The organism is Amycolatopsis sp. NPDC058340 (assembly GCF_042723975.1).
In the GTDB taxonomy this organism is placed as follows: Bacteria; Actinomycetota; Actinomycetes; order Mycobacteriales; family Pseudonocardiaceae; genus Amycolatopsis.
On the sequence record NZ_JBHXIB010000005.1, the window covers coordinates 210,075 to 231,962 of the forward strand.

The window sequence follows — 21,888 nt, forward strand, 5'->3', positions numbered from 1 at the left end:
GGACCAAACGTGAAGCGGTCACCGGGGCGCGTCCTGTCGCTCCGGTGGCCAGGGTGCGGATGACGGGGAGTGAGCGCAGGCAGCAGCTGCTCAACGTCGCCAGGGCCCTGTTCGCGGAGAAGGGTTTCGAAGGAACGTCCATCGAGGAGATCGCGCATCGCGCGAACGTCTCCAAACCGGTGGTGTACGAGCACTTCGGCGGCAAGGAAGGTATCTACGCCGTCGTCGTCGACCGCGAGACGCAGCTGCTGCTCGACCGGATGGTCTCCACCCTCCACGGTGGACATCCGAGGGTGATGCTGGAGCAGGCGGCGATCGCGTTGCTCTCCTACGTCGAAGACTCGCACGACGGGTTCCGCATCCTGGTGCGGGATTCGCCGGTCGCGAGTTCGACGGGCACGTTCTCGACGGTGCTGAACGACATCGCCAGCCAGGTCGAGCACATCCTCGCGCAGCAGTTCGCCGCCAGGGGTTACGACGAGAAGCTGGCCGCGCTGTACGCGCAGGCACTCGTCGGGATGGTGGCGCTCACCGGGCAGTGGTGGCTCGACGCCCGGAAGCCGAAACGCGACGAGGTCGCCGCGCATCTGGTCAACCTGGCCTGGAACGGGCTGTCCAATTTGGAGCACAAGCCCAAACTGCGGCTGCACTGAGCGGCGGTAACGTTTCCCGGGCGATGAGCGCTAGGTCCCCCAAAGAGAAGATCCGGCTGGGGGAACACCGTGGAGAAATTTCCCACGTTTGCTGTCGAACAGATGGTGCCGCAGAAGAAGAGACCGTGGCTGAAGCCGGTCATCATCCTGGGTGTCTTCGCCGCCATCGTCCTGCTCGGGATCTTCGTCGAGAATCCGTTGACGGCGTCGCGTACCGAGGTCGGCGCCTGCCTCAAGGGCAACGTCGACAACGCGGAAAGTATCAGAAACGTCGAGTGCGGGTCGCCGGAAGCGAACTTCAAGGTCGTCGGGAAGCAGGGCGGGAAGTCGGAAGGCGGGATACTGCTTTCGGGCGGGTCCGAATGCGGCGAGTACCCCACTGCCGACCTGTACTACTTCCAGGGCAGGCGGACGGCTACCAACGGCATCCTGCTCTGCCTGGAGAACCTCAAGGACCCGGGCCCGCGGTTGCCGGCCGTCGGGGATTGCTTCGCCGGGGACCTCTTCGCGGCGAAGAAGCTCGAAAAGATGGACTGCGCGGAAGCGCATTTCAAGGTACTCGCCATTGAAAGGGAACCCGAGGTCTCCATCGGGACCACGACGTGCGCCTCCGTGCCAGGGACGGACATGAAGCTCACCTGGGCGTCGGGTGTGGGTGAGCTGATCCCGCGCGAACGCGTGCTGTGCCTCGATGAACTGAAGTAGCGGTCAGCGCAGGAGGCCGGTCTCTCGCAGGTGATCGAAGATGATCTTGCCCACCGCGGAGAGCCGGTCCCTGTCCGCATGGCCCAGCCACGCGATTTCCTCGATTTCGCTGCTGGCCGTGGGCGTTCCGCTGAATTCGGCGGTGTAGCAGGTCGTCCGGACCACGAGTCCGGGCGCGTGCCCGTCGGCTTGGGCTTCGAACGATCCGGCGGGCTCCATGCTCGCCGGATCGATCTCGACGTCCAACTCCTCGCGGACTTCGCGGACCAGGGTCTCGGCGTCGGTTTCACCGGGTTCGCGTTTGCCGCCGGGCAGGTAGAACACCGATTTGCCGCGCGAACGGGCACCGAGGACACGGCCGTCCTGGAAGTGCAGCCAAGCGATCTTGTCGATCATGGGTCAGCCCAGCGCCGCGGCGGTCTCGGCGGTCGTGAGCACTTCGCCCAGGCGCGGGAACACCTTCGTGATCGCCGATTCGTGGGAGATCGCGGCGATACCCGCCATCGCGTCCGAGACGGCGATGGTCTCGTAGGCGTGGTCGATCGCGGCCCGCAGCGTCGATTCGACGCCGTACTCCGTGGCGATCCCGGCGAGCACCAGCGTCTTGACGCCCAGCCCGCGCAGGAGTTCGTCGAGTCCGGTGCGGTAGAACGCGCCGATCGTGTTCTTGGTGATCAGGTGCTCGCCCTCGCGAGGCGTCAGTTCGGCGACCAGCTCACTGCCGGGCGGCTGCTCGTCGACGTCCGGCCGATGCGCCCGCACGTGGACGATCGGCGAGCCGGCCGCGCTGAAGGCGTCTCGCAGCAGGACGGCGTTCGATACGACTTCGGTGCCTTCGATCGGGACGGTCTCCAGTGCGACGATCCGGGTCTGGAGGTCGATCAGGACGAGCGCCGTCGTCGCCGGGTCGATCTTCGTCATGGCCGAAGCCTAGTGTCCCTATGCTGGAGACATGGGGCAGAACAGGGAAGTAGTGGTCACCGGCGGCGGAACGGGAATCGGCTACGCGGTCGCGGCGGCGTTCGCCGCGCGAGGTGACCGGGTGACGATCACCGGCCGTCGTGAACAGGTCCTCACCGAAGCCGCCACGTTGCTCGGCGCGAACCCGGTCCCGTTCGACGCGGCAGATCCGGACGCGGTGGAACGGGCACTGGCCGGATTGCCGGACCGGGTCGACGTCCTGGTCAACAACGCGGGCGGGAACACCGATTTCCAGGCCGGATCCGCGGAAGACCTGAAGTCGTTCGCCGCGAACTGGCAGGCCAATCTCGACGCGAACGTGTTCACCGCCGTACTGGTCACCCGCGCCCTGCGGGAAAGGTTCGCCGACGGGGCGCGGATCGTCACCATCGGCTCGATCGCCGCGCGCACCGGCGCGGGTTCCTACGGTGCCGCCAAGGCCGCGCTGGAGGCGTGGAACATCGACGTGGCAAGGGAATTCGGGCCGCGCGGGATCACCGCGAACATCGTCGCACCCGGACTGGTCGGCGACACGGAGTTCTTCCAGGGCAAGCTCTCCGACGAGCGCCGGGCGTGGCTGATCGGCAACACGCTGACCAAACGCGCCGGCGAGCCCGCGGACGTCGCCGAAGTGGTCGCCTTCCTGGCGAGCCCGGAGGCGCGGCACGTCACCGGGCAGATCGTCCACGTGAACGGCGGCGCGCACCTCGGCCATTAGGCGCCGGGCGTGACCTTCAGCAGTTTGTCGTCCTGGCCTTCCGAAGTGGTGATGTAGAGGGCGCCGTCCGGGCCGCTGCGGACGGCGCGCAGCCTGCCGAACTTGTCGTCGAACTCGGGCGGCAGCGTCACTTCGGTGACCTCGCCCGCGTCGTCGAGGCGGAACAGCAGCAGTTTCTGTCCCTTCAACGCGGTCACGGCGAGCGAACCTTCGAGCGCTCCCCACTGCGATCCGGTGAGGAACTCGGCACCGCAGATCGCCTCGGTGATCTCACCGGTCGTCCACAAAGGACTGACGGCGTCCGGGAAGCGCTGCTTGTCCGTCATCGGGACGCTTTCGTCGTAGCTGGTCTCGGTGCCGCCCTTGGACGGGTCCCAGCCGTAGTTCCCGCCCGCGGTCTCCAGGTTGACCTCGTCGTCGATGGTCGGCCCGTGCTCCGCGGTGAACACCTGCCCGGTGCCCGGGCGGACCGTGACGCCCTGGACGTTGCGGTGCCCGTAGGTGAACACGCGCTGCTCGTTCGGGTTCGCGGACTTGATGAACGGGTTGTCCGGCAACGCGTTCCCGGTTTTCGCGTCGACGCGCAGCACCTTCCCGCCGAGACTCGTCTTGTCCTGCGGATGCTGCGGGCGGGCGGTGTCGCCGGTGCCGACGAGGAGCGCGCCGTCCGCGCCGAACGCGGGACGGCAGCCGGAATGCCTGCCGCTGGGGTTCACCGGCAGCCCGGTCAGCAGGTCCTTGACCTTCGTGGCGCTCGCGCCGTCGTCCGAAAGCCGCCAGGTGACCAGCCGGATGTCGACGGCCTTGTCGCCTTCCTTGTGGGTCTGGCAGGTGATGAACTCGCGCGACGTCGCGAAGTCCTTGCTGATCACCATCCCCATCAGGCCGCCTTCGCCGCGTACGTGGACGTCGGAGAAATCCGCGGCGACGTCACGCTTCGTGCCGCCTTCGATCAGCGCGAGTTTCCCGGGGCGCTGGGTGACGAGGATCTTCCCGTCCGGCAGGAAGCCGACGTCCCAGCCGTGCTCGAGCCCGGCCGTCACCTGCTCGACCTTCAGCTTCGACACCGCGGGCTTCGAGGTGACCGGCGGTGCGCTCTGCACCGTCTCGCTCGACGCCCCGGAACAGGCCGTGACCAGCAAGGACAAGGACGTGAACGCGACGACGGCGGAAGTGCGCATGACATCAGCATGCCACCGTGCTCAACCGCCCGCGCGAACCAAACCGCTTTCGTAGGCGAACACGACCGCGTGCACACGGTCGCGCAGCGAGAGCTTCGCGAGGATCCGGCCGACGTGGGTCTTCACGGTCGTCTCCCCGATGTAGAGCTTCGCGGCGATTTCGGAGTTCGCCAGACCGCGCGCGATGAGCGCGAGAACGTCCTTCTCGCGTTCGGTCAGCGTCTCAAGCCGCGCGCTCTCACCGGAGTCCCGTTCGTCGGCCAAGTAGCGGTCGAGCAGGCGTTTCGTCACCGAGGGGGAGACCATCGAATCGCCGCGGAGGACACCTCGGATCGCCACGAGGATCTCGTCGGCGGGCGCGTCCTTGACGAGGAAGCCGCTGGCACCGGCACGCAGCGCGGCATACGCGTATTCGTCGAGATCGAACGTGGTGATCATCAGGACCCTGGTGTCCGGAAGTGAACGGCAGATCCGCTCGGTCGCCGCGACGCCGTCGAGCACCGGCATCCGGACGTCCATCAGGACCAGATCCGGCCGCAGCTTCTCGGCGGCTTCGACCGCTTCGGCGCCGTTGGTGGCTTCGCCCGCGACGGTCAGGTCGTCCTGGCTGGTGACGATCATCCCCATCCCCATCCCGACCCGGACCAGCTCCTGGTCGTCGCAGATCAGCACCTTCACCGCTGTCATCCCGCCTCCACCACCAGGTTCGCGGCGACCCGGTAGCCGCCGTCGCGGGTCGGCCCGGTGTCGAGGGTGCCGTGGAACATCTCGACGCGCTGGGTCATCCCGGCGATCCCGCGGCCGGACGACGGGAGGCGCGGTGCGACGGGTTCGCTCCCGCCCGTGTTCGTCACCTCGATCCGGACGTTCCGGCGGTGGCCGCCCTCGCCGAAATCGATCTCGACCTGGCCGCTCGCGTCTCCCGGCGCGTGTTTGATCATATTGGTCAGCGACTCCTGGACGATGCGGTACGTCTGCAGCGCGGCGCTCGGCGGCAACCCCTCGGCGTCGCCGGTGACCTGGAGATCCACGTCCCGCCCGCTCGCGCTGACCTGCGCGACCAGGTCGCGTAGCTCCGCGACGGTCGGCTGCGGGCTTCGGGCGGCTTCGCCGGCATGGAGGACTTCCAGCAGACGGCGCAGCTCGGCGAGCGCGTCGCGGCCCGCCTTGCCGATCGTGTCGAGTGTCCGGTCGACGACCTCGGGATCCTTGTCACGCATGAGTTTCGCGCCCTCGGCGTTGATCACGATGACGCTCACACTGTGCGCGAGGACGTCGTGCAGTTCGCGGGCGATCCGCGTGCGTTCCTCGGCGACGGCGGCCCGGGCGCGGGCCTCCTGTTCGGACGCGGCCAGCTCCGCCTTCGTCGCTTCCTCCGCCGAAAGCCGTTGCCGCGCACGGAAGAACTCGCCGAGCGCCCAAGCCGCGACGTGCAGCGGCAGGGTCACGACGATGGTGAGCCAGGCGCCCTGTTCGGTGGTGACTCCCCAGACGAGGCCCCACGTGATGTCCAGTGCGACGATCCCGGCGGCGATCAGCGTGGCGAACCGGCGGTTTCCCGCGCGGACCAGCGTGTAGAGCGCGACGGCCATCGCCAGCTCGCCCCGGCCGCGGTCGTAGGCCCAGAGCTCCGTCGTGTACTGCGCGGTCACCCCGGCGACGATCAGCACCGCGACGATCTCGGGGTGGCGGCGCCGCCAGAGCAGCGGCACGAGGAAGAGGTACGGCACCAGCAGGACGGCCTTGGGGACGGACGACGATCCGGTCGGCGCGAGGAAGACGAACCACGCGTACAGGGGAAGGTCGGTCACCCACGGGTGGGAGCGGAGCCGGTCGAGCAGCCTGTGCACCGTTCGAACGTAACCCCGCCCGGCACGCGAGCGCGTCGTCCTGGGGTACTCCCGGGGTCCTCCCACGGGAGGACGGAGCCGGCCGACGAAGCCGACGCGGGGCCACGAAGCCCGTTCCTAGCGTCGGGAACATGTCGATCACCAGGGAATTCCTCCGCCATCCCGTCCTGACCGGAGCCATCGCGGCCAGTTCGCCGAAACTCGCGGAGGCCATGACCGCGGGCCTCGGCTTGGAAAGCGCCAGGCTCGTCGTCGAGCTGGGCCCCGGGACCGGGGTGTTCACCGGCGCCGTCATCCGCCGCCTGCCGCCGGGCGCACGGCTGATCGCGGTGGAGATCAATCCGCGGCTGGCGCGGGAACTGCGAGCGCGGCACGGGGACGTCGAGGTCGTCGAGGGTTCCGCCGAGAACCTGCTTTCGTATGTGGACGACGCGGCCGACGTCGTGGTTTCCGGGCTGCCGTGGACGGTCATGCCCGGCGAGCGGCAGCTGCGGATCCTCGACCAGGTCACGGAGATCCTCGCCCCGCACGGACGGTTCACGACGTTCGCCTACGCGCACGCGGCCTGGACGACGCCTGCCCGCCGGTTCGCCGCGGCGCTGCGGGACCGGTTCGCGGTGACCGGCCGGACCCCGTTGGTCTGGCCGAACCTGCCGCCCGCCTTCGTGCACCGCGCGGCACTGCCACAGAAGACGGAGAGGCGTCTTGGACAGCCTGTTACGGCCGCTTCTTGAGGCGCCGCCCGTGCTCGTCTACCTCGTCTGCGGCACGCTGATCTTCCTGGAAACCGCGCTGCTGCCGGGGATCGTGCTGCCGACGTTGTCCAGCCTGCTGCTGATGGGGTTCCTGGCCGGGCGGGGCACGCTCGACCTGCCGCCGGCGTTGACGGTCGCGATCGGTGCCGCCGTGGCGGGCGACCAGATCGCCTTCCTGGAAGGGCGGAGGCTGGGCCCACGGCTGCGGACCACGCGCTTCGGGCGGCGGTTCGGCCTGGCTCGGTGGGACCGTGTTGAGCGGGCCGTCGCCAGGTACGGCGTCCCGGCCGTGATCGCCGGCCGCTGCCTGGCCGGGGTGCGGACCGTGGTGCCGCGTATCGCGGGCGCGGCGGAGATGCCGTACCGGCGGTTCTTGCCCGGCAGCGTCTGCGCGGCCGTGGTGTGGGCGTGCGCCGAGCTGTCCCTGGGCCACGCGGGCGCCTGGGTCAACGGGTGAGGATCGCCGCCGTCTCGGCGTCGGCGGGGAGGAACGTCTCCAGTTTCAATTCCGAAACCGTGACATCGGCCGCGGTCGCGAACGTCGTGATGGCCGTGATCAGCCGCAGTTCGCCCGCCGAGGTGGACAAGCGCATCGGCACCGCGAAACCGAGGTGATCGGGTCCAGGCGGGCCGGGAGCCGGAACGTAACCTTCGAGTTCGGCGAGCAGCGCGGTGAGCCGCTCGTCGGGCGCGTGGGCGATCTCCTGCGTCAACCGTTCCAGGATGTGCCGGGCCCAGTCCGCGAGGTTCCGCACCCTCGGCGCCATCCCCTTCGGGTGCAGCGCGAGCCGCAGGGTGTTGACCGGCTCCTCCAGCAGTTCCGGTGCCACGTCCTCGAACAGCAGGTCGAGCGCGTCGTTGCGGGCGACGAGCACGCCGTGGCGATCGACCACGATGGCGGGGTACGGGCGGTGCCCTTCGAGCAGCCGCCGCATGCCGTCGAGGACCGGCCGCAGGCTCGGATCGTCCAATTCGGTTTCGGGGAAACCGGGGGCGAACCCGGCCGCGAGCAGCAGGCCGTTGCGTTCACGCAGGGGCAGTTCGAGCGATTCGGCCACGCGCAGCACCAGGCCGCGGCCGGGGATCGACCGGCCGCCTTCCAGGAAACTCACGTGCCGCTGGGTGGTACCGGCCCGGATCGCCAGCTCCAGCTGGGAAAGCCGCCGTCGTTCGCGCCAGCCCCGGAGCGCGGGGCCGAATCCGGAAACCATGGCCGCCATCTTGGCCGAGACGCCGTCGGCGTCGCCATTCCCTCGAAGGAATTGAGACGATTCCCCGCCGCGGAGATGCTTCCGGCATGAAATTCGGTCTGGTCGTCCCCACTTATCGGTCCATCCTCGACGCCGGGCGCACCGCGCCGGAAATGGTCGCCGTCGCGGTCGAAGCCGAACGCCTCGGCTTCGATTCGGTCTGGGTCGGGGACACGCTCGCGAAGGCGCCCATCGATTCCTTGACGTTGCTCGGCGCGTTCGCCGCCAGGACCGAGCGGGTCACCCTCGGCACCGCCGCGCTGCTGCCGGCGTTACGGGATCCGCTCCTTTCCACGAACGCGATCCTCTCGCTCGATCTGCTCAGCCGAGGCCGCGTCACCCTCGCCGTCGGGGCCGGGTTCGCCGGCCGCAGCGAACCCGAGTTCGCCTTCACCCGCGTCCCGTGGGAACGCCGCCGCGCCCGCCTCGACGACATCGTCGCGTTGTGGCGGCACGTCTGGAGCGGGAAGAGCGGCCCGTTCCACGGCGACGTGCTGCACTACGACACCCTGCCGGAGTATCCGGAACCGCACCGTCCCGGTGGCCCGCCGGTATGGCTGGCAGCCTTCACCCCGGGCGCGTTGAAGCGGGCAGGACGGCTCTACGACGGCTGGCTGCCGTACCCGCCCGACGTTGCCGACTACACCGACGGCCTCGCGAAGATCCGCGAAACGGCCGTACGTCCTGTGACACCGGCGTTGTTCGCGACGGTGCTCATCGAGGACGACCCGATCAGGGCACGCGAGCGGCTGGAGGACTACGCACAGCGGAACTACGGCGTCCCGCTGGACTTCGTCGAGAAGATCCAAATGATGGCGACGGGCAGCCCGGAGCAGGTCGCCGACCGATTGCGCGAATATCGGGAAGCGGGCGCCGAACACGTGCTGATCCGCATCGCGACGCAGGAACCCGCCGAGTTCGACGAGCAGCTCCCGAAGGTCTTCGACGCCCTGCCCAGGTAATCGCGCGGCGGACTGTCGGTGCCCCCACGTAGGCTGGGACGGTGACAAACGCTCCATTGTCCGGACTCCTTCATTCCATCCTTCCCGATCCGGCCCTTCGCGGGGTCGTCGAGCGGGCCGGTGCCCCGGTGCTCGAACTCCAGGGCGCGATCGCCACCCGCCAGCTGGTCGCCGGTGCCCTCGCCGCGGACGAGGGCGCCGGCCGCCCCGTGCTCGCGGTGACCGCCACCGGCCGCGAGGCGGAGGAACTGACCGCATCCCTGAAGTCGTTCCTCGGCGAAGGCGCCGTCGTCGACTTCCCGTCTTGGGAGACGCTGCCGCACGAGCGGCTGTCCCCGCGGGCGGACACCGTCGGGCGGCGGCTGGAGGTGCTGCACCGGCTCAAGACGGGCGCGGACGGTCTCCGCGTCGTCGTCGCGACCGTCCGCAGCCTGATCCAGCCGATGGCGCCCGGGCTCGGTTCGCTCGCGCCGGTCGACCTGGTCGTCGGCGAGGAGCAGAGTTTCGAAGGGCTGCTGGAGCGGCTGGTCGAGCTCGCGTACACGCGGGTGGACATGGTCGAGAAACGCGGCGAGTTCGCCGTGCGCGGCGGCATCCTCGACCTGTTCGGGCCGACCGCGCAGCATCCGGTGCGGGTCGAGTTCTGGGGCGACGAGGTCAGCGAGATCCGCGCGTTCGCGGTGTCCGACCAGCGGTCGCTGCCGGGGGAGATCCAGCACGTCAGCGCGCCGCCGTGCCGTGAGCTGCTGCTCACCGAGCCGGTCCGCGCGAAGGCCGCCGAGCTCGCGACGACGTACGAGGCGGACGCGCAGCTCACCGAGATGCTCACCAAGCTCTCCGGCGGGGTTCCCGTCGAGGGCATGGAGGCGCTCATCCCCGTGCTGTGCGAGGGCGAGCTGGAGCTGCTGACCGACGCGATGCCCCAGGGCACGCACGTACTGCTCGCCGATCCGGAGAAGATCCGCGCCCGCGCGGCAGACCTGGTCCGCACCGGGCAGGAGTTCCTCGAAGCGTCCTGGACCACGGCCGCCGCGGGCGGTCAGGCGCCGATCGACCTCGGCGCGTCCGCGTACCGGGACCTTGCGGAGATCGCGAAGCACGCTCAGGAGACGAAGCGTCCTTGGTGGACGCTGACGCAGCTGGCCAGTGACGATCCCGACGTCTACCGCGTGTCGATCGAGGCCGCGCCGAACTACCGCGGCGAGGTCGAGCGCGCGACGACCGATCTGCGTGCCCACACGGCCGCGGGCGGGACGGCCGTGCTCGTCGTCGCCGGGCACGGCACCGCGGCCCGCGCCGTCGAGCAGCTGTCGGCGGGAGATGTGCCCGCGTCGCTCGCCGAAGGCATCACCGGTCCGCTGACGCCGGGCGTCGTGACCGTGACGTGCGGCGGTCTGTCCGACGGTTTCGTCTCGCCGGAGCGCGCGCTCGTGGTGCTGTCCGAATCGGACCTCACCGGCCGCGGCTCGGGCGCCGGGACGTCCACAAAGGACTTCAGCACCAAGATGCCGTCGCGGCGCCGCAACGCCGTCGATCCGCTCGCCCTCAAGACGGGCGACTACGTCGTGCACGACCAGCACGGCATCGGCCGGTTCGTCGAGATGGTGCAGCGCACCGTCGCCGGCGCGACCCGCGAGTACCTGCTGCTGGAGTACGCCTCCTCCAAACGCGGGCATCCGGGGGACCGGCTGTTCGTCCCGACCGACCAGCTCGACGAGGTCTCCCGCTACGTCGGCGGTGAGCTGCCCACGCTGAACAAGCTCGGCGGATCGGACTGGAAGAACACCAAGGCCAAGGCGAAGAAGGCGGTCAAGGAGATCGCCGCCGAACTCGTGCAGCTCTACGCCGCGCGGCAGGCCGCGCCCGGGCACGCGTTCGCGCAGGACACGCCGTGGCAGGGCGAACTCGAAGACGCCTTCCCGTTCACCGAGACCAACGACCAGCTCGCCGCGATCGACGAGGTCAAGGCGGATATGGAACGCGGTGTCCCGATGGACCGCGTCATCTGCGGCGACGTGGGCTACGGCAAGACCGAGATCGCGGTGCGGGCGGCGTTCAAGGCGGTGCAGGACGGCAAGCAGGTCGCGGTGCTGGTGCCCACGACGCTGCTCGCGCAGCAGCACCTCAACACCTTCACCGAACGGATGAGTTCGTTCCCGGTGAAGATCAGGGGGCTCTCGAGGTTCACGAACAAGGCCGAGTCCGACGCGATCCTCGAACAGCTCGCTTCGGGCGACGTCGACATCGTGATCGGCACGCATCGCCTGCTGCAGACCGGGATCCGGTACAAGGACCTCGGACTGGTGATCGTCGACGAGGAACAGCGGTTCGGTGTCGAGCACAAGGAGCACATCAAGGCGCTGCGGACGCACGTCGACGTGCTGACCATGTCGGCGACACCGATCCCGCGGACACTGGAGATGTCGCTCGCCGGAATCCGCGAGATGTCCACGATCCTGACCCCGCCCGAGGACCGGCACCCGATCCTGACCTACGTCGGCGCGTACGACGACAAGCAGGTCGGCGCCGCGATCCGGCGCGAGCTGCTGCGTGACGGCCAGGTCTTCTACGTGCACAACAGGGTTTCCTCGATCGAGAAGGCCGCGAAGCGCATTCGCGAGCTGGTGCCGGAGGCGCGCGTCGTCACCGCGCACGGGCAGATGAACGAGGAAAAGCTCGAGAAGATCATCCAGGGTTTCTGGGAGAACGAGTACGACGTGCTCGTCTGCACCACGATCGTCGAGACCGGGCTGGACATCTCGAACGCCAACACGCTGCTGGTGGAACGCGGTGACCTGCTGGGGCTCGCGCAGCTGCACCAGCTGCGCGGCCGGGTCGGGCGTGGGCGCGAGCGCGGGTACGCGTACTTCCTGTATCCGCCGGAGGCCCCGCTCACCGAGACGGCGCACGACCGGCTCGCGACCATCGCGCAGAACACCGAACTGGGCGCCGGTATGGCCGTCGCGATGAAGGACCTGGAGATCCGCGGCGCGGGCAACATCCTCGGCGCGGAGCAGTCCGGGCATATCGCGGGCGTCGGATTCGATCTGTACGTGCGGCTCGTCGGCGAAGCGGTCGACGCGTTCCGCCGTCACGCGGGCGCGGAAACCTCCGAAGAGGAGGAGCTCGCCGAAGTCCGCGTGGACCTCCCGGTGGACGCGCATATCCCGCACGACTACGTGCCGGGCGAGCGGCTGCGGCTGGAGGCGTACCGCAAGATCGCGGCCGCTCCCGACCAGGCCGGGCTCGACGCCGTCCGCGAGGAACTGATCGACCGCTACGGTCAGCCGCCCGCCCCGGTGCGGAGGCTGCTCGCGGTCGCCGCGTTCCGGCACACCTGCCGCGCGGCGGGGGTCACCGAGGTCGCCGTGCAGGGCACGTCGATCCGGTTCGCGCCGCTGCCGCTGGCGGATTCGCAGATGGTGCGCCTGAAGCGCTTGTACCCCAAGGCTCTCTACAAGGCGGTGACGAACACGGTCTCCGTGCCGAAGCCGACCGAGGGCCCGGCGGGTGGCCGCATGGGCGCCCCGGCGCTGCGCGACGAGGAGCTGCTGGACTGGTGCGCGAAGCTGCTGACGAATCTGATGAAGTCGCCGGCGCCCGTCGCGTAAACGGTGTGCTCGAAGCCGGAACTCGCGTGCTTGAAGTCGGATCATGCGTGCTTGGAGCCGGAACTCGCGCATCGCGGGTCTTCCGCCCCCGGACACGCGTGATCCGGCTCCAATCACGCGTGATCCGGCTCTGGACACGCGTGATCCGGCGTGATGTCCCGACTTTGGCTCGCGAGAAGCCGAATCGCGACTTATGACCTGGTTCTCTCGCCGGGGCCGGTATGAGAGGGTAGGCCCTGTGATGCGGATCATGGGGCGCCGTCGCGCGCTGCTCGGGGTTCTTGCCGGTTCTCTCCTTCTCGCCGGATGCAACGCCGGTCCCGGGCAGGTCGGTGCCGCGGTGATCATCGACGGCAAGACCGTTTCGGTGGATCGCGTGCAGCAGCTGATCGACAAGGCCGTCCGCGAGCATCCGTACGGGCAGCAGCTCGCCAGTGAGCACAAGCTCGACCTGGTCGGCCGCGAGATCGTCCGCCAGGAGATCCTGCACGACCTCACCGAGCGCGCCGCCCAGCGGGAAGGCGTCCGGGTCGACGAGTCCCTCGTCGTGAACGCGTTGCAGAACGACCCGCTGGCCAAGCCGATGGAGGCCAACCCGCAGGACGACCCCGCGCTGAGCGTCCAGCAGCTCGTGGCGCGGGTGCGGGACCACCGTGAATCCCTGGTCGACGCGGCGCTGCAGACCCAGCTCGCGATGAAGTACCTGGACAAGCTCACCGTCACGTTCGATTTCAGCTCGGTCTCCTCGACCGACGCCACCGGTTCCGACGCGGACAAGCTGCGCGAGCAGGCGATCGAGAAGGCCAAGAAGTTCGCCGCGTCGCCGAACGCGGCCGCCGAGCTGATCGCGCAGGACCAGCAGACCGCCGACACGCAGGCGGGCACCGGCCAGAAGCTGCCGGCGATGCAGTCGCCCGCGACCGCGGCCACCGTCCTGTTCGGTCTCGAACCCAACACCGTCGCCGCTTTCCAGCCGACTCCGCAGCAGCCGCTTTGGGTCGTCGTCGTGGTGCGTGAGCGGACCGCCGACAAACCCGTCGCGTCGGATCAGGCCGCGCAGCCGAGCGCTCAGCAGCTGGCAGGAGTGGGTATCCGGCTCCTCCAGCCGTACCTCGACCAGGTCGACCTCAAGGTGAACCCGCGCTACGGCGTGTGGGATGTTGTGGGCATGGACCTCGCGCCCAACGAAGCTTCGAAGAGGGGCATCGTGCTGCCTGTGCACGGTGCCGCGCCGCGAAACCCGTGACCGCTGCCGTCGTCGTGATCGCCCGCGGGGCGACACTGCCCGCCGCGGCACTCCCGATCCTGCGAAGCAGCGCCGCCGTTTACGCGGCTTCCGACGTCGATCCCGGTGTTTTCGGGGTGCCCGCGTTCGGCGACACGCAGGAGCGCGACCTCGTGCTCATCGCGGGTTCGCGAAGGGAAGCCAAGGCCGCGGCGCTGATCAGGTCGGGCGCGCGGGTGATCGAAGCGCCCGTTCCGCCGCTGGTCGAGGCCGCCGAGGTGATGGACCGCCTCCGTTCGCCGGGCGGATGTCCGTGGGACGCCGTGCAGACCCACGAGTCGCTCCGCCAGTACCTGGTCGAAGAGACCTACGAGCTCCTCGACGCGATCGAAGAGGGCGACAGGACGGCGTTGCGCGAGGAACTCGGCGACGTCCTGCTCCAGGTGCTGTTCCACGCGCGCGTCGCCGTCGAGGACGCGGCCGATCCGTTCGGGATCGACGAGGTCGCGTCCGCTCTGGTCGCGAAACTCGTCGGACGGCATCCGCATGTCTTCGCCGACGCTCCCCGGGTCGAGACCGTCAGCGACCAGAACCTCAAATGGGAAGAACTGAAACAGGCCGAGAAGAGCCGTCAGTCCATTGTGGACGGCGTCGCGCTCGGTCAGCCGGCCGTGGCCCTGGCCGGGAAGCTCGGTCAGCGCAGCGGCCGGGCCGGGATCCCGCTCGACCTGTTCCCCGACGGCGCCGAGGCGGCGGCCCAGCTGTTCCGGGTGGCCGCGACCGCGCGCCGGGCGGGGATCGATCCCGAAGGTGAGCTCCGCGCCGTCGCGAAACGGTTCGCGAGCGACATCCGGGACGCCGAACAGGCCGCACGGGACGCCGGTCTGGAACCGGCGACGCTGGAGGCCGACGGCTGGCGCAAGTTCTGGCCGGCCTCCTGAAGGCCGCGACCCCGTTGTGATACGGAACACAATCGGGTGAGAACCGGTTCGGTGATCTCGGCGTCTTGCCGGATGTGAAGGGAACGGAACCGGACGAAGAGCAGCTCGTCCGCCGCACCGCCAAGGGCGACCGCGCGGCGTTCGAGGAGCTCTACCGCCGCACGTCGCCGTGGCTGGCCGTGCGCCTGCGCCGTCGCTGCGCCGACGAACAGATCGTCGCCGAGGTGATGCAGGAGACCTACCTCGCGGTCTGGCGTGCGGCGGGCGCGTTCGCCGGTTCGGCCGTCGGCGGAAGCGCCGTCGGCTGGTTGTGGACGATCGCCGCGAGGCGGCTGGTCGACGCCTTCCGCCGCCGGGCGAAGTTCGCACAGCCGCTGCCGGTCGCGGAAACGGCCGTTTCACCCGCGGCCGAGGACGAGGCGCTGGCCGGTGCGGTCGGTGACCATGTCGGTGACGCGCTGCGACGGCTCGCTCCCGAACTCCGTCAGGTCCTGCAGGCCATGGTGCTCGACGGGCTGACCGTCCGTGAGACCGCGGTCCTGCTCGGCGTGCCGGAAGGAACCGTCAAAACCCGCGCCAGGCGGGCTCGGATCGCGATGCGGGAGGCGCTGTCGTGAACAAGGAACACGTGTCCGAACAGCTCCTCGCCGGTTACGTCGTCGGGGACGACGGCTTGGCCGGTGACGAGGTCTGGGCGGTCGAAGCCCATCTCGAATCGTGCGCGGAATGCCGGGGGAGGCTGGCTGCGGTCAGCCTGCCGTCGGTGTCGGCGCTGGTGGACGACGTCTGGGCCGGGCTGGGACCGAAACTCGCCGAAGCGGGGCCGAGCCCGATGCGGAAGCGGTGGGCCGGACGGCTGCACACCTGGGTGACACCGGTGATGCTGCCGTGGCTGGTGATGATCCTCCTGATCCCGGCGATCGGCTTCCTGCTGGACGCGGTCGGGTTCACCGGGAGCGAGGGTTACTCGTTCGTCCAGCTGTTCTCGCCTGTTCTGCCGGTGCTCGGGGTGGCGGTGTCGTGGGCGAAGGGGCTCGATCCCGCGTACGAACTCGTCACTTCGACGCCGAGGGCCGGGCTCTACCTGCTGCTCCGCCGGACGACGGCGGTCCTCGCCGTCGTCTTGCCGATCCAGGGCCTTTCGAGCTGGCTCGGCGGCGCCGGATTCGGGCTCGGTCTCCTGCCGAGCCTGGCCTTCACCACCGGGACGCTCGCGCTCGGCGGGCTGATCGGGGTGGTGCGGGCGGCCTATGTCCTCGCCGGGGTCTGGGTGGCGGTGATCCTGGCGCCCGCGGTGGCTTCGCAAGGGCGTGCCACCGCGCTCGAACCCCGGCTGCTCCCGGTGTGGGGCGCGATCTTCGCGGTGACCGCGGTCGTGGTGGTGCTCCGGCGGAGCGTCTTCGGCCTGCTCACCGGATCCGAACGATGAACGAAGGGGAGAACACGATGCGTGCTGTCGGGGCCGCGGAGGTCGCACCGACGACCTACGCGTGGCAGATCAAGGCGGAGGGACTGAAGGTCCGGGTCGGCAAACGCAAGTTCGCCGTGAACGGGCTCGACCTGGACCTGGGCACGGGGGTGCACGGTCTGCTCGGCCCGAACGGGGCCGGGAAGACCACGCTGATCCGGGCACTGGCGACGGTGCTCCGGCCGGCGGAGGGAGGGCTGGCGCTGCTCGGTGAATCCGTCGGGGGGTTCACCGATCAGCGCCGCCTGCGCCGCCGTATCGGCTATCTGCCGCAGAATTTCGGTTTCTACAAACGATTCACTGTCCGCGAGTTCGTCGAATACATCGCCTGGCTCAAGGAGATGGCCAAACCGGACATCCCGGCGGCGGTGCAGCGGTCGATCGAACGCGTCGGCCTCGCCGATCGCGCCGACGACCGGATGAAGACGCTGTCCGGCGGCATGGTGCGGCGGGTGGGGATCGCGCAGGCGATCGTGAACGACCCCGACATCCTCCTGCTGGACGAGCCGACCGCCGGACTCGACCCGGCACAGCGAGTGCGGTTCCGGGAGCTTCTTCAGGAAATCGGCCGCGACGCCTGCGTCGTCGTCTCGACGCATCTGGTCGAGGACGTCGCGACGGCCTGCACCGACGTCGTCCTGTTCGAAAACGGGAAGCTCGTCTTCCAGGGCACTCCGGACGAACTGGCCGCGGCCGGGAGCGAGGAGCACGTCGGCGACAGCCCGATCGAGCGCGGCTACTCGGCGCTGCTGGGGCACGAGCCGGGGAAGGGGAACTGGTGAACACACGTGTCCTGCGGACCGAAGTCCGCCGTTCCATCGCCCCTTGGGCCACGCTCGCGATCCTCGTCGTCGCGTTCGGCTTCCTCTTTTCGTTCAGCGGCCCGTGGACGAAACCGCCGCTCGCCTGGGACGAACACTGGACGCACGCCGCGGAGTGGAGCCGGTTCCTGCTGGTGTTCCTGTGGCCGATCGCGATCGGCGCCGGCGTAATCCAAGGTATGCGCGACAACCGGTCCGGCACGGTCGAGCTCATGACCACCATGCCGCGGCCCGGCTGGCAGCGGGCCGCGAAACTCGCCGGCGCGCTGGGTGGCCTGCTGGTGCTGGGCTATCTGCTGATCTTCGCCGTCGGTGCCGTCCAAGCCGCCTTCAACGGCGGGTTCTTCACTTTCGGCTGGCTGCCGATCGTCGTGGTCGGAGCGCTCGGGATGCTCGCGGGCGCCTGGATCGGGCTCGGGATCGGCCGGTTGCTGCCGCATCCGCTGACCGCGCCCGCGGTGGCCGTCGCCGCCTTCGTGGTCGTTCTCCTGTTCCAGTTCGCCGGGGCGGAGGGGAGCGTGCTGGCCGGGATCGTGCCGTTCCGGGTCTCGTTGCTCTCTCCCGCAATGGACGCCGTCCGGGATCCGTTCAGCACCACCGCGGGCTGGATGGATATCGGGCAGGGGGTCTGGCTCGCCGGACTGGCCGCGACCGGATTTCTTCTGCTGGCGGCCCGCTCCAAGCGGGCGAAGGGGCTTGCCGTCATCCCCGCCTTGGCGGCGGTCGTGATCGCGTTGCCCGTCCTTCCCGGCAGCACGGCCGAAGCCGAGGTCGCCGACTCTGCCGCGACGGAAATGGTCTGCGACGGCCCGGTCTGCGTCCCCCGCGTTCTCGAAGCCGAACTGCCCCGACTCGCCGGGCCGGGCAAGGAAGCGTTGCGGCTGCTGGGAACCTTGCCGGACGCGCCGGTCAAGGTCGCGGTACTGGACCGGCGGCTGGACTACGACGAGGTGCCGCCGCGTGCCGCCGACACCGTCTACGTGGACCTGGTGGATTGGTCCATCCGTTCGGTCCTGAATTCGGACGACATGACGCGGACACTGGTCGCCGGCTCCGGGACACCGTCCTGTTACAGCCTCAATGGTTTGAACAAGTCCTTTTTGGACGAACTCACCGCGCGGTCGGTCTCGGCGAGCTGGTTCCTCGGCGAGTGGAAGGTGACCGGGGCCTCCTGGCTGAGCGACGACACGAAGAACGAGGTCGCCCGGAAATGGGAGACCTTCCGTGCCCTTCCGCCCGATGTGCAGCGAGAGCGGATCATCGCGCAGCGACAGGCGGGGCTGACCTGCCAGGGCAACCAGCTCGACATCCTGCTCGGAGGTGCGCGATGAGATGGGCGGTGCTGTACGCCCGCTCCCGCGCCATGCCCGCGTCCTTCGCGGGGTTGGCGGTGAGCATGGCGGTGATCTGGTTCCTGGCACGGGACCGCTGGTCGATGATCCCGGTTTCCCTGGCGCTGTTGGTGGCGATCGCGGTGACCGCCATCGGTCTCAGCGGGCAGGACACCGACCTCGACCGGACCGCCGCGATCCGCTGGGCGCCTCGCCGCGTAATGCATCTCCTGCTGATCGGCGGCCTCGGCGTCGCCGCGGCGACGCTGCCGCGGCTGTGGGAGGCGGAGCGGGTCCCGGTGGAGATCATCGTGCGGAACGCGGGCGGGCTGCTCGGTCTCGCCGGGATCGCCGCGGTGCTGTTCGGCGGCGCGTTCGGGTGGACGTTGCCGCTGCTGGTGTTCATCGTGTCGTACGTGGTCTGGGCCACCACGTCGAGCACGGAGGGCGCGCAGCTGGTGATCACCTGGCTCTTCCAGCCCGCCGGGGCGGCGACCGCGACGTGGACCGCGGTGGTGCTCGCCGTGGCCGGGCTCGGGAGCTACGCGGTCTTCGGCAACCGTCGCTGATGTGCCGGGAAAGGGCCGTTCTCGATGGCCCTTTCCCGGCATCCGAGGGTTCAGACGTCCCGGTTGTGCGGAACGAGATCGAGCGGGTCGTGGTCCGGGTCGTCGACACCGAGGCTGATGATCCGCGAGGGATGGATCCGGATCACCGCGCCGTCGAAATGCCCGTCCGCCGTGCGTGCGCCGGTCAGCGCCTCGGCCCGGCCGCGGATCTCGAGGCAGCGGATCCTCGGCGGGTCCTGTGAAGGCATGTCGTCCACCACGAACGCGGCCTGCCCGTTCGCGGCCACGTTCCGGAACTTCTTGCTCTTCGCCAGTTCGTAGCCGGTGATGTCGATCGTCTTGGTCTCGGTGTTGTAGGCGTAGCCGACGGGGCTGACCTGCAGCGTGCCGTCCGGCTGCGCCGTCGCGAGCCGTCCGAGCCCTTGGGTGGCGAGGTAGTCGAGTTCCGCTTCACTGAACATGCCGCCCAGTGTGCGACCTCCACTTAACTGGAGGTCAAGAGAACAGGCCCTCGCCCCAGAATCCGCCTTCGTGCACACCCGGCGGCACGGCGAAATGGGCGGATCCGGTGTGCTGCAGGTACTCCATCATCGCGTCCTTCGACGACAGCGCCTGCTGCATCGGCACGAACTGCTTGCGCGTGTCCCGGTTGAAGGCGAGGAAGAACAGTCCTGCTTCGAGATGACCGACACCGTCGGAACCGTCGACGAAGTTGTAGCCGCGACGCAGGATCCGCGCGCCGTTCAGGTTCTCGTGCGAGGCCAGCCGGACGTGGGAGTCCTCAGGGATCAGCTTCTCGCCGCCGGCGCCGCCGACCTGGAAATCGGGGGTGTCGAATTCGGCGGCCTGGCCCAGCGGCGCGCCCGCGCCCTTCGACCTGCCGACGATCCCTTCCTGGCCCTTCAGTGATTCCCGGTCCCAGGTCTCGATGTGCATGCGGATCCGCCTGGCCACCAGGTACGACCCGCCCGCCATCCACGGCTGCCCGTCTTCGGCCGCCGCCCACACCTGATCGCGCAGGACGTCGGTCTCCTCGGCCTTGATGTTGCGCGTCCCGTCCTTGAACCCGAACAGGTTCCGCGGCGTCGACTGCGCCCGCGACGTCGACGAGCTGCGGCCGAACCCGAGTTGCGACCAGCGCACCGCGGTGACGCCGAAGCCCAGCCGCACCAGGTTCCGGATGGCGTGCACCGCCACCTGCGGGTCGTCCGCGCAAGCCTGGATACAGACGTCGCCGCCGCTGCGCGCGGGATCGAGTTTGTCCTGCGGGAACAGGGGGAGATCGATCAGCGCCGCGGGCCGTTTCGCGGCGAGCCCGAACCGGTCGTCGAACAGCGAAGGGCCGAAACCGATCGTCAGCGTCAGCGAGGACGCCGCCAGATCGAGTGCCTCGCCGGTGTCGCTCGGCGGGGCGGCGGGGGCGCCACCGACGGCGCCTCCCGTGCCGACCTCCTGGCCCGCGGTCATTCGCCGCGCCGCGTCCGTCCACGTGCGCAGCAGTTTGACCAGCTTTTCCCGATCCTTCGTCGTCACGTCGAGCGCGACGAAATGCAGGTTCTCCTGCACGGGGGTCACGATCCCGGCCTGATGTTCGCCGTGGAACTCGACGACACTCTGCGCCGCTTGCGCCGGGCTGTCGCCGCCGAGGAGCCGGTTCGCGCCGAAGCCCGCCGCGGCCCCGGCCCCGGCCAGCGCGGCGCCCGCGCCCGCCATGCCGAACAGCTTCCGGCGGGTGACCGGGGTGCGCTCCGCCCTGGTCATTGCGCCGCGACCTCGGCGACCTTGCTCAACGGTTCGCTCAGCGCGTCCACCGCCGACGCGAATTCCTTGACCTGGTCCTGGCTCAGCGTGGTGTACAGCTTGAAGCCGTCGCCTTCCCGCTGCTTGTCCAGCAGTGCCTGCACGTTGCCGAACTCCTTGTCCAAAGTGGACACCAGTGCCGGGTCCTTCGCCTGCAGCAGCGGGCGCAGCGAGGCGATCGCGGCCTTCGAACCGTCGAGGTTGCCCTGGAAGTCCGAGAGGTCGGTGTGCGAGAACGCCTCCTCCTCGCCGGTGATCTTGCCCGTGGCGATCTCGTCGAGCAGCTCCTTGGCGCCGTTGGCGAGGTCGAGCGCGTTCAGCTCGATCGACGCCGACTTGGTCACCAGTTCCTTGACGTCGGCGACCAGCTGATCGGCGATCTGCGGCGAGTCGGCCTGCAGGCCGGTCACCCAGAGGTCCTTCTCCAGCCGGTGGAACCCGGTGAACTTCTGGCCGGGTTCGAGATCGGCCTCGCGCGCGTCGATCTTCGGATCGAGGTCGCCGAACTTCTCGGCCACCGGCTCGACCCGCTCGAAGTAGACGCGCGTGCGGGCGTACGCGGCCTTCGCCTCGTCGACCTTGCCCGCCTTCACCAGCGCGACGAACTTGGTGGTCTCCTCGTCGAGCGCCTTGGTGTTGTTCGCGACGTACTCCGCGTAGCTCTTGACCGCCTGCGCCTTCTGCGAATTCGGGTCGGACTGCTTCGCGCCGCCGCCGGTGACGGTGAAGTCGCCGCGGATGCCCGTGCCGGTCATACCGGGCTTGCACGCGGTCTGGTAGTTGCCCGCTTCGGCGACCTCGACGATGAGCCTCCGGTTCAGCCCCGGCGCGATGTTCTCGACCTCGCCCATGATCCGGTCGCCCTCGGCGTAGAGGTAGAACTCGGTGACCTTGCTGCCCTTGTTGGTGATCTCGAAGGTCACGTTGCCCGCGTTCGCGGTGGTCACCGAGACGGCGCAGGCCGTGTCGGAGGCTTCGACCTTGATCGGGCCGCCTGCCGCGGTGGGTGTTTCCTCGCCACCGCAGGCGGTGAGCACCAGGGCGCCGACGCCGGCGAGCGCGGCGAGCGGGAATCGACGAGACACGAG

The 21,888-nt window shown here is 69.4% G+C and carries 23 protein-coding genes; 14 read left to right on the forward strand and 9 right to left on the reverse strand.

Going from position 1 to position 21,888, the window contains the following annotated elements:
* Positions 1 to 59 precede the first annotated feature (59 nt).
* Positions 60 to 653, forward strand: a complete 594-nt coding sequence (locus ACFWIW_RS09245; RefSeq protein ID WP_026466989.1) for a TetR/AcrR family transcriptional regulator — start codon at positions 60 to 62, stop codon at positions 651 to 653.
* Between the two features lie 69 nt (positions 654 to 722).
* The gene (locus ACFWIW_RS09250) at positions 723 to 1,358 is read left to right on the forward strand and encodes a hypothetical protein (protein ID WP_378367949.1); all 636 of its coding nucleotides are present in this window, start codon (positions 723 to 725) and stop codon (positions 1,356 to 1,358) included.
* Positions 1,359 to 1,361: 3 nt separating this feature from the next.
* Here the strand turns inward: ACFWIW_RS09250 and ACFWIW_RS09255 are convergent, their stop codons facing one another.
* Positions 1,362 to 1,754, reverse strand: a complete 393-nt coding sequence (locus ACFWIW_RS09255; RefSeq protein WP_378367950.1) for an NUDIX domain-containing protein — start codon at positions 1,752 to 1,754, stop codon at positions 1,362 to 1,364.
* Positions 1,755 to 1,757: 3 nt separating this feature from the next.
* On the reverse strand, positions 1,758 to 2,279 hold the full coding sequence (locus ACFWIW_RS09260) for an isochorismatase family protein (protein ID WP_240599682.1): 522 nt from the start codon (positions 2,277 to 2,279) through the stop codon (positions 1,758 to 1,760).
* A 31-nt stretch (positions 2,280 to 2,310) separates the two neighbouring features.
* Between ACFWIW_RS09260 and ACFWIW_RS09265 the strand changes: the two genes are divergently transcribed.
* Positions 2,311 to 3,036: an SDR family NAD(P)-dependent oxidoreductase gene (locus ACFWIW_RS09265; protein ID WP_378367951.1), complete on the forward strand. Its 726-nt coding sequence runs from the start codon at positions 2,311 to 2,313 to the stop codon at positions 3,034 to 3,036.
* Here ACFWIW_RS09265 and ACFWIW_RS09270 read toward each other — a convergent pair.
* Genes ACFWIW_RS09270 through ACFWIW_RS09280 form a run of 3 tightly spaced genes read right to left on the reverse strand, consistent with a single transcriptional unit; the run spans position 3,033 to position 6,067 of the window.
* Entirely contained in the window at positions 3,033 to 4,217 is a 1,185-nt protein-coding gene (locus ACFWIW_RS09270; RefSeq protein WP_378367952.1) for a PQQ-dependent sugar dehydrogenase, read from the reverse strand. The two genes, ACFWIW_RS09265 and ACFWIW_RS09270, sit on opposite strands and share 4 nt — an antisense overlap.
* A 21-nt stretch (positions 4,218 to 4,238) precedes the next feature.
* The gene (locus tag ACFWIW_RS09275; protein WP_378367953.1) at positions 4,239 to 4,904 is read right to left on the reverse strand and encodes a response regulator; all 666 of its coding nucleotides are present in this window, start codon (positions 4,902 to 4,904) and stop codon (positions 4,239 to 4,241) included.
* Positions 4,901 to 6,067, reverse strand: coding sequence for a sensor histidine kinase (locus ACFWIW_RS09280; RefSeq protein ID WP_378367954.1), 1,167 nt, complete (start codon positions 6,065 to 6,067; stop codon positions 4,901 to 4,903). The genes ACFWIW_RS09275 and ACFWIW_RS09280 overlap by 4 nt, the downstream gene beginning before the upstream one ends.
* A 131-nt stretch (positions 6,068 to 6,198) precedes the next feature.
* Between ACFWIW_RS09280 and ACFWIW_RS09285 the strand changes: the two genes are divergently transcribed.
* The gene (locus tag ACFWIW_RS09285) at positions 6,199 to 6,801 is read left to right on the forward strand and encodes a class I SAM-dependent methyltransferase (protein ID WP_378367955.1); all 603 of its coding nucleotides are present in this window, start codon (positions 6,199 to 6,201) and stop codon (positions 6,799 to 6,801) included.
* The gene (locus tag ACFWIW_RS09290; protein ID WP_378367956.1) at positions 6,773 to 7,279 is read left to right on the forward strand and encodes a DedA family protein; all 507 of its coding nucleotides are present in this window, start codon (positions 6,773 to 6,775) and stop codon (positions 7,277 to 7,279) included. Before ACFWIW_RS09285 ends, ACFWIW_RS09290 begins: the two co-directional genes overlap by 29 nt.
* Here the strand turns inward: ACFWIW_RS09290 and ACFWIW_RS09295 are convergent.
* A complete protein-coding gene (locus tag ACFWIW_RS09295) occupies positions 7,269 to 8,033 on the reverse strand; it encodes a helix-turn-helix domain-containing protein (protein WP_378367957.1) in 765 nt (254 codons plus the stop codon). The genes ACFWIW_RS09290 and ACFWIW_RS09295 overlap by 11 nt on opposite strands.
* Before the next feature lie 86 nt (positions 8,034 to 8,119).
* Between ACFWIW_RS09295 and ACFWIW_RS09300 the strand changes: the two genes are divergently transcribed.
* From ACFWIW_RS09300 to ACFWIW_RS09340, 9 genes are all read left to right on the forward strand, one after another.
* Positions 8,120 to 9,034: an LLM class flavin-dependent oxidoreductase gene (locus ACFWIW_RS09300; RefSeq protein WP_378367958.1), complete on the forward strand. Its 915-nt coding sequence runs from the start codon at positions 8,120 to 8,122 to the stop codon at positions 9,032 to 9,034.
* 56 nt (positions 9,035 to 9,090) lie between these two features.
* The gene (gene mfd / locus ACFWIW_RS09305; protein WP_378368052.1) at positions 9,091 to 12,645 is read left to right on the forward strand and encodes a transcription-repair coupling factor; all 3,555 of its coding nucleotides are present in this window, start codon (positions 9,091 to 9,093) and stop codon (positions 12,643 to 12,645) included.
* A gap of 241 nt (positions 12,646 to 12,886) precedes the next feature.
* Positions 12,887 to 13,891: a hypothetical protein gene (locus ACFWIW_RS09310; RefSeq protein ID WP_378367959.1), complete on the forward strand. Its 1,005-nt coding sequence runs from the start codon at positions 12,887 to 12,889 to the stop codon at positions 13,889 to 13,891.
* Positions 13,888 to 14,811 (forward strand): MazG family protein, encoded by a 924-nt coding sequence (locus ACFWIW_RS09315; protein ID WP_378367960.1) that lies wholly within the window; start codon positions 13,888 to 13,890, stop codon positions 14,809 to 14,811. Before ACFWIW_RS09310 ends, ACFWIW_RS09315 begins: the two co-directional genes overlap by 4 nt.
* Positions 14,812 to 14,885: 74 nt before the next feature.
* A complete protein-coding gene (locus ACFWIW_RS09320; RefSeq protein ID WP_016337286.1) occupies positions 14,886 to 15,428 on the forward strand; it encodes an RNA polymerase sigma factor in 543 nt (180 codons plus the stop codon).
* Positions 15,425 to 16,240 carry a zf-HC2 domain-containing protein gene (locus ACFWIW_RS09325; protein ID WP_378367961.1) on the forward strand — a complete coding sequence of 272 codons (816 nt, stop codon included), beginning with the start codon at positions 15,425 to 15,427 and terminating at the stop codon, positions 16,238 to 16,240. The genes ACFWIW_RS09320 and ACFWIW_RS09325 overlap by 4 nt, the downstream gene beginning before the upstream one ends.
* 17 nt (positions 16,241 to 16,257) lie before the next feature.
* Entirely contained in the window at positions 16,258 to 17,061 is an 804-nt protein-coding gene (locus ACFWIW_RS09330; protein WP_378367962.1) for an ABC transporter ATP-binding protein, read from the forward strand.
* On the forward strand, positions 17,058 to 18,431 hold the full coding sequence (locus tag ACFWIW_RS09335) for a hypothetical protein (RefSeq protein WP_378367963.1): 1,374 nt from the start codon (positions 17,058 to 17,060) through the stop codon (positions 18,429 to 18,431). The genes ACFWIW_RS09330 and ACFWIW_RS09335 overlap by 4 nt, the downstream gene beginning before the upstream one ends.
* A gap of 8 nt (positions 18,432 to 18,439) precedes the next feature.
* A complete protein-coding gene (locus ACFWIW_RS09340; protein ID WP_378368053.1) occupies positions 18,440 to 19,000 on the forward strand; it encodes a hypothetical protein in 561 nt (186 codons plus the stop codon).
* A gap of 50 nt (positions 19,001 to 19,050) precedes the next feature.
* Here the strand turns inward: ACFWIW_RS09340 and ACFWIW_RS09345 are convergent, their stop codons facing one another.
* From ACFWIW_RS09345 to efeO, 3 genes are read right to left on the reverse strand one after another with little or no spacing between them, the layout of a single operon-like run.
* Positions 19,051 to 19,461 (reverse strand): PPOX class F420-dependent oxidoreductase, encoded by a 411-nt coding sequence (locus tag ACFWIW_RS09345; protein ID WP_016337281.1) that lies wholly within the window; start codon positions 19,459 to 19,461, stop codon positions 19,051 to 19,053.
* Positions 19,462 to 19,495: 34 nt separating this feature from the next.
* Positions 19,496 to 20,761, reverse strand: a complete 1,266-nt coding sequence (gene efeB / locus ACFWIW_RS09350) for an iron uptake transporter deferrochelatase/peroxidase subunit (protein ID WP_378367964.1) — start codon at positions 20,759 to 20,761, stop codon at positions 19,496 to 19,498.
* Positions 20,758 to 21,885: an iron uptake system protein EfeO gene (efeO, locus tag ACFWIW_RS09355; RefSeq protein ID WP_378367965.1), complete on the reverse strand. Its 1,128-nt coding sequence runs from the start codon at positions 21,883 to 21,885 to the stop codon at positions 20,758 to 20,760. Before efeO ends, efeB begins: the two co-directional genes overlap by 4 nt.
* Between the last annotated feature and the right edge of the window lie 3 nt (positions 21,886 to 21,888).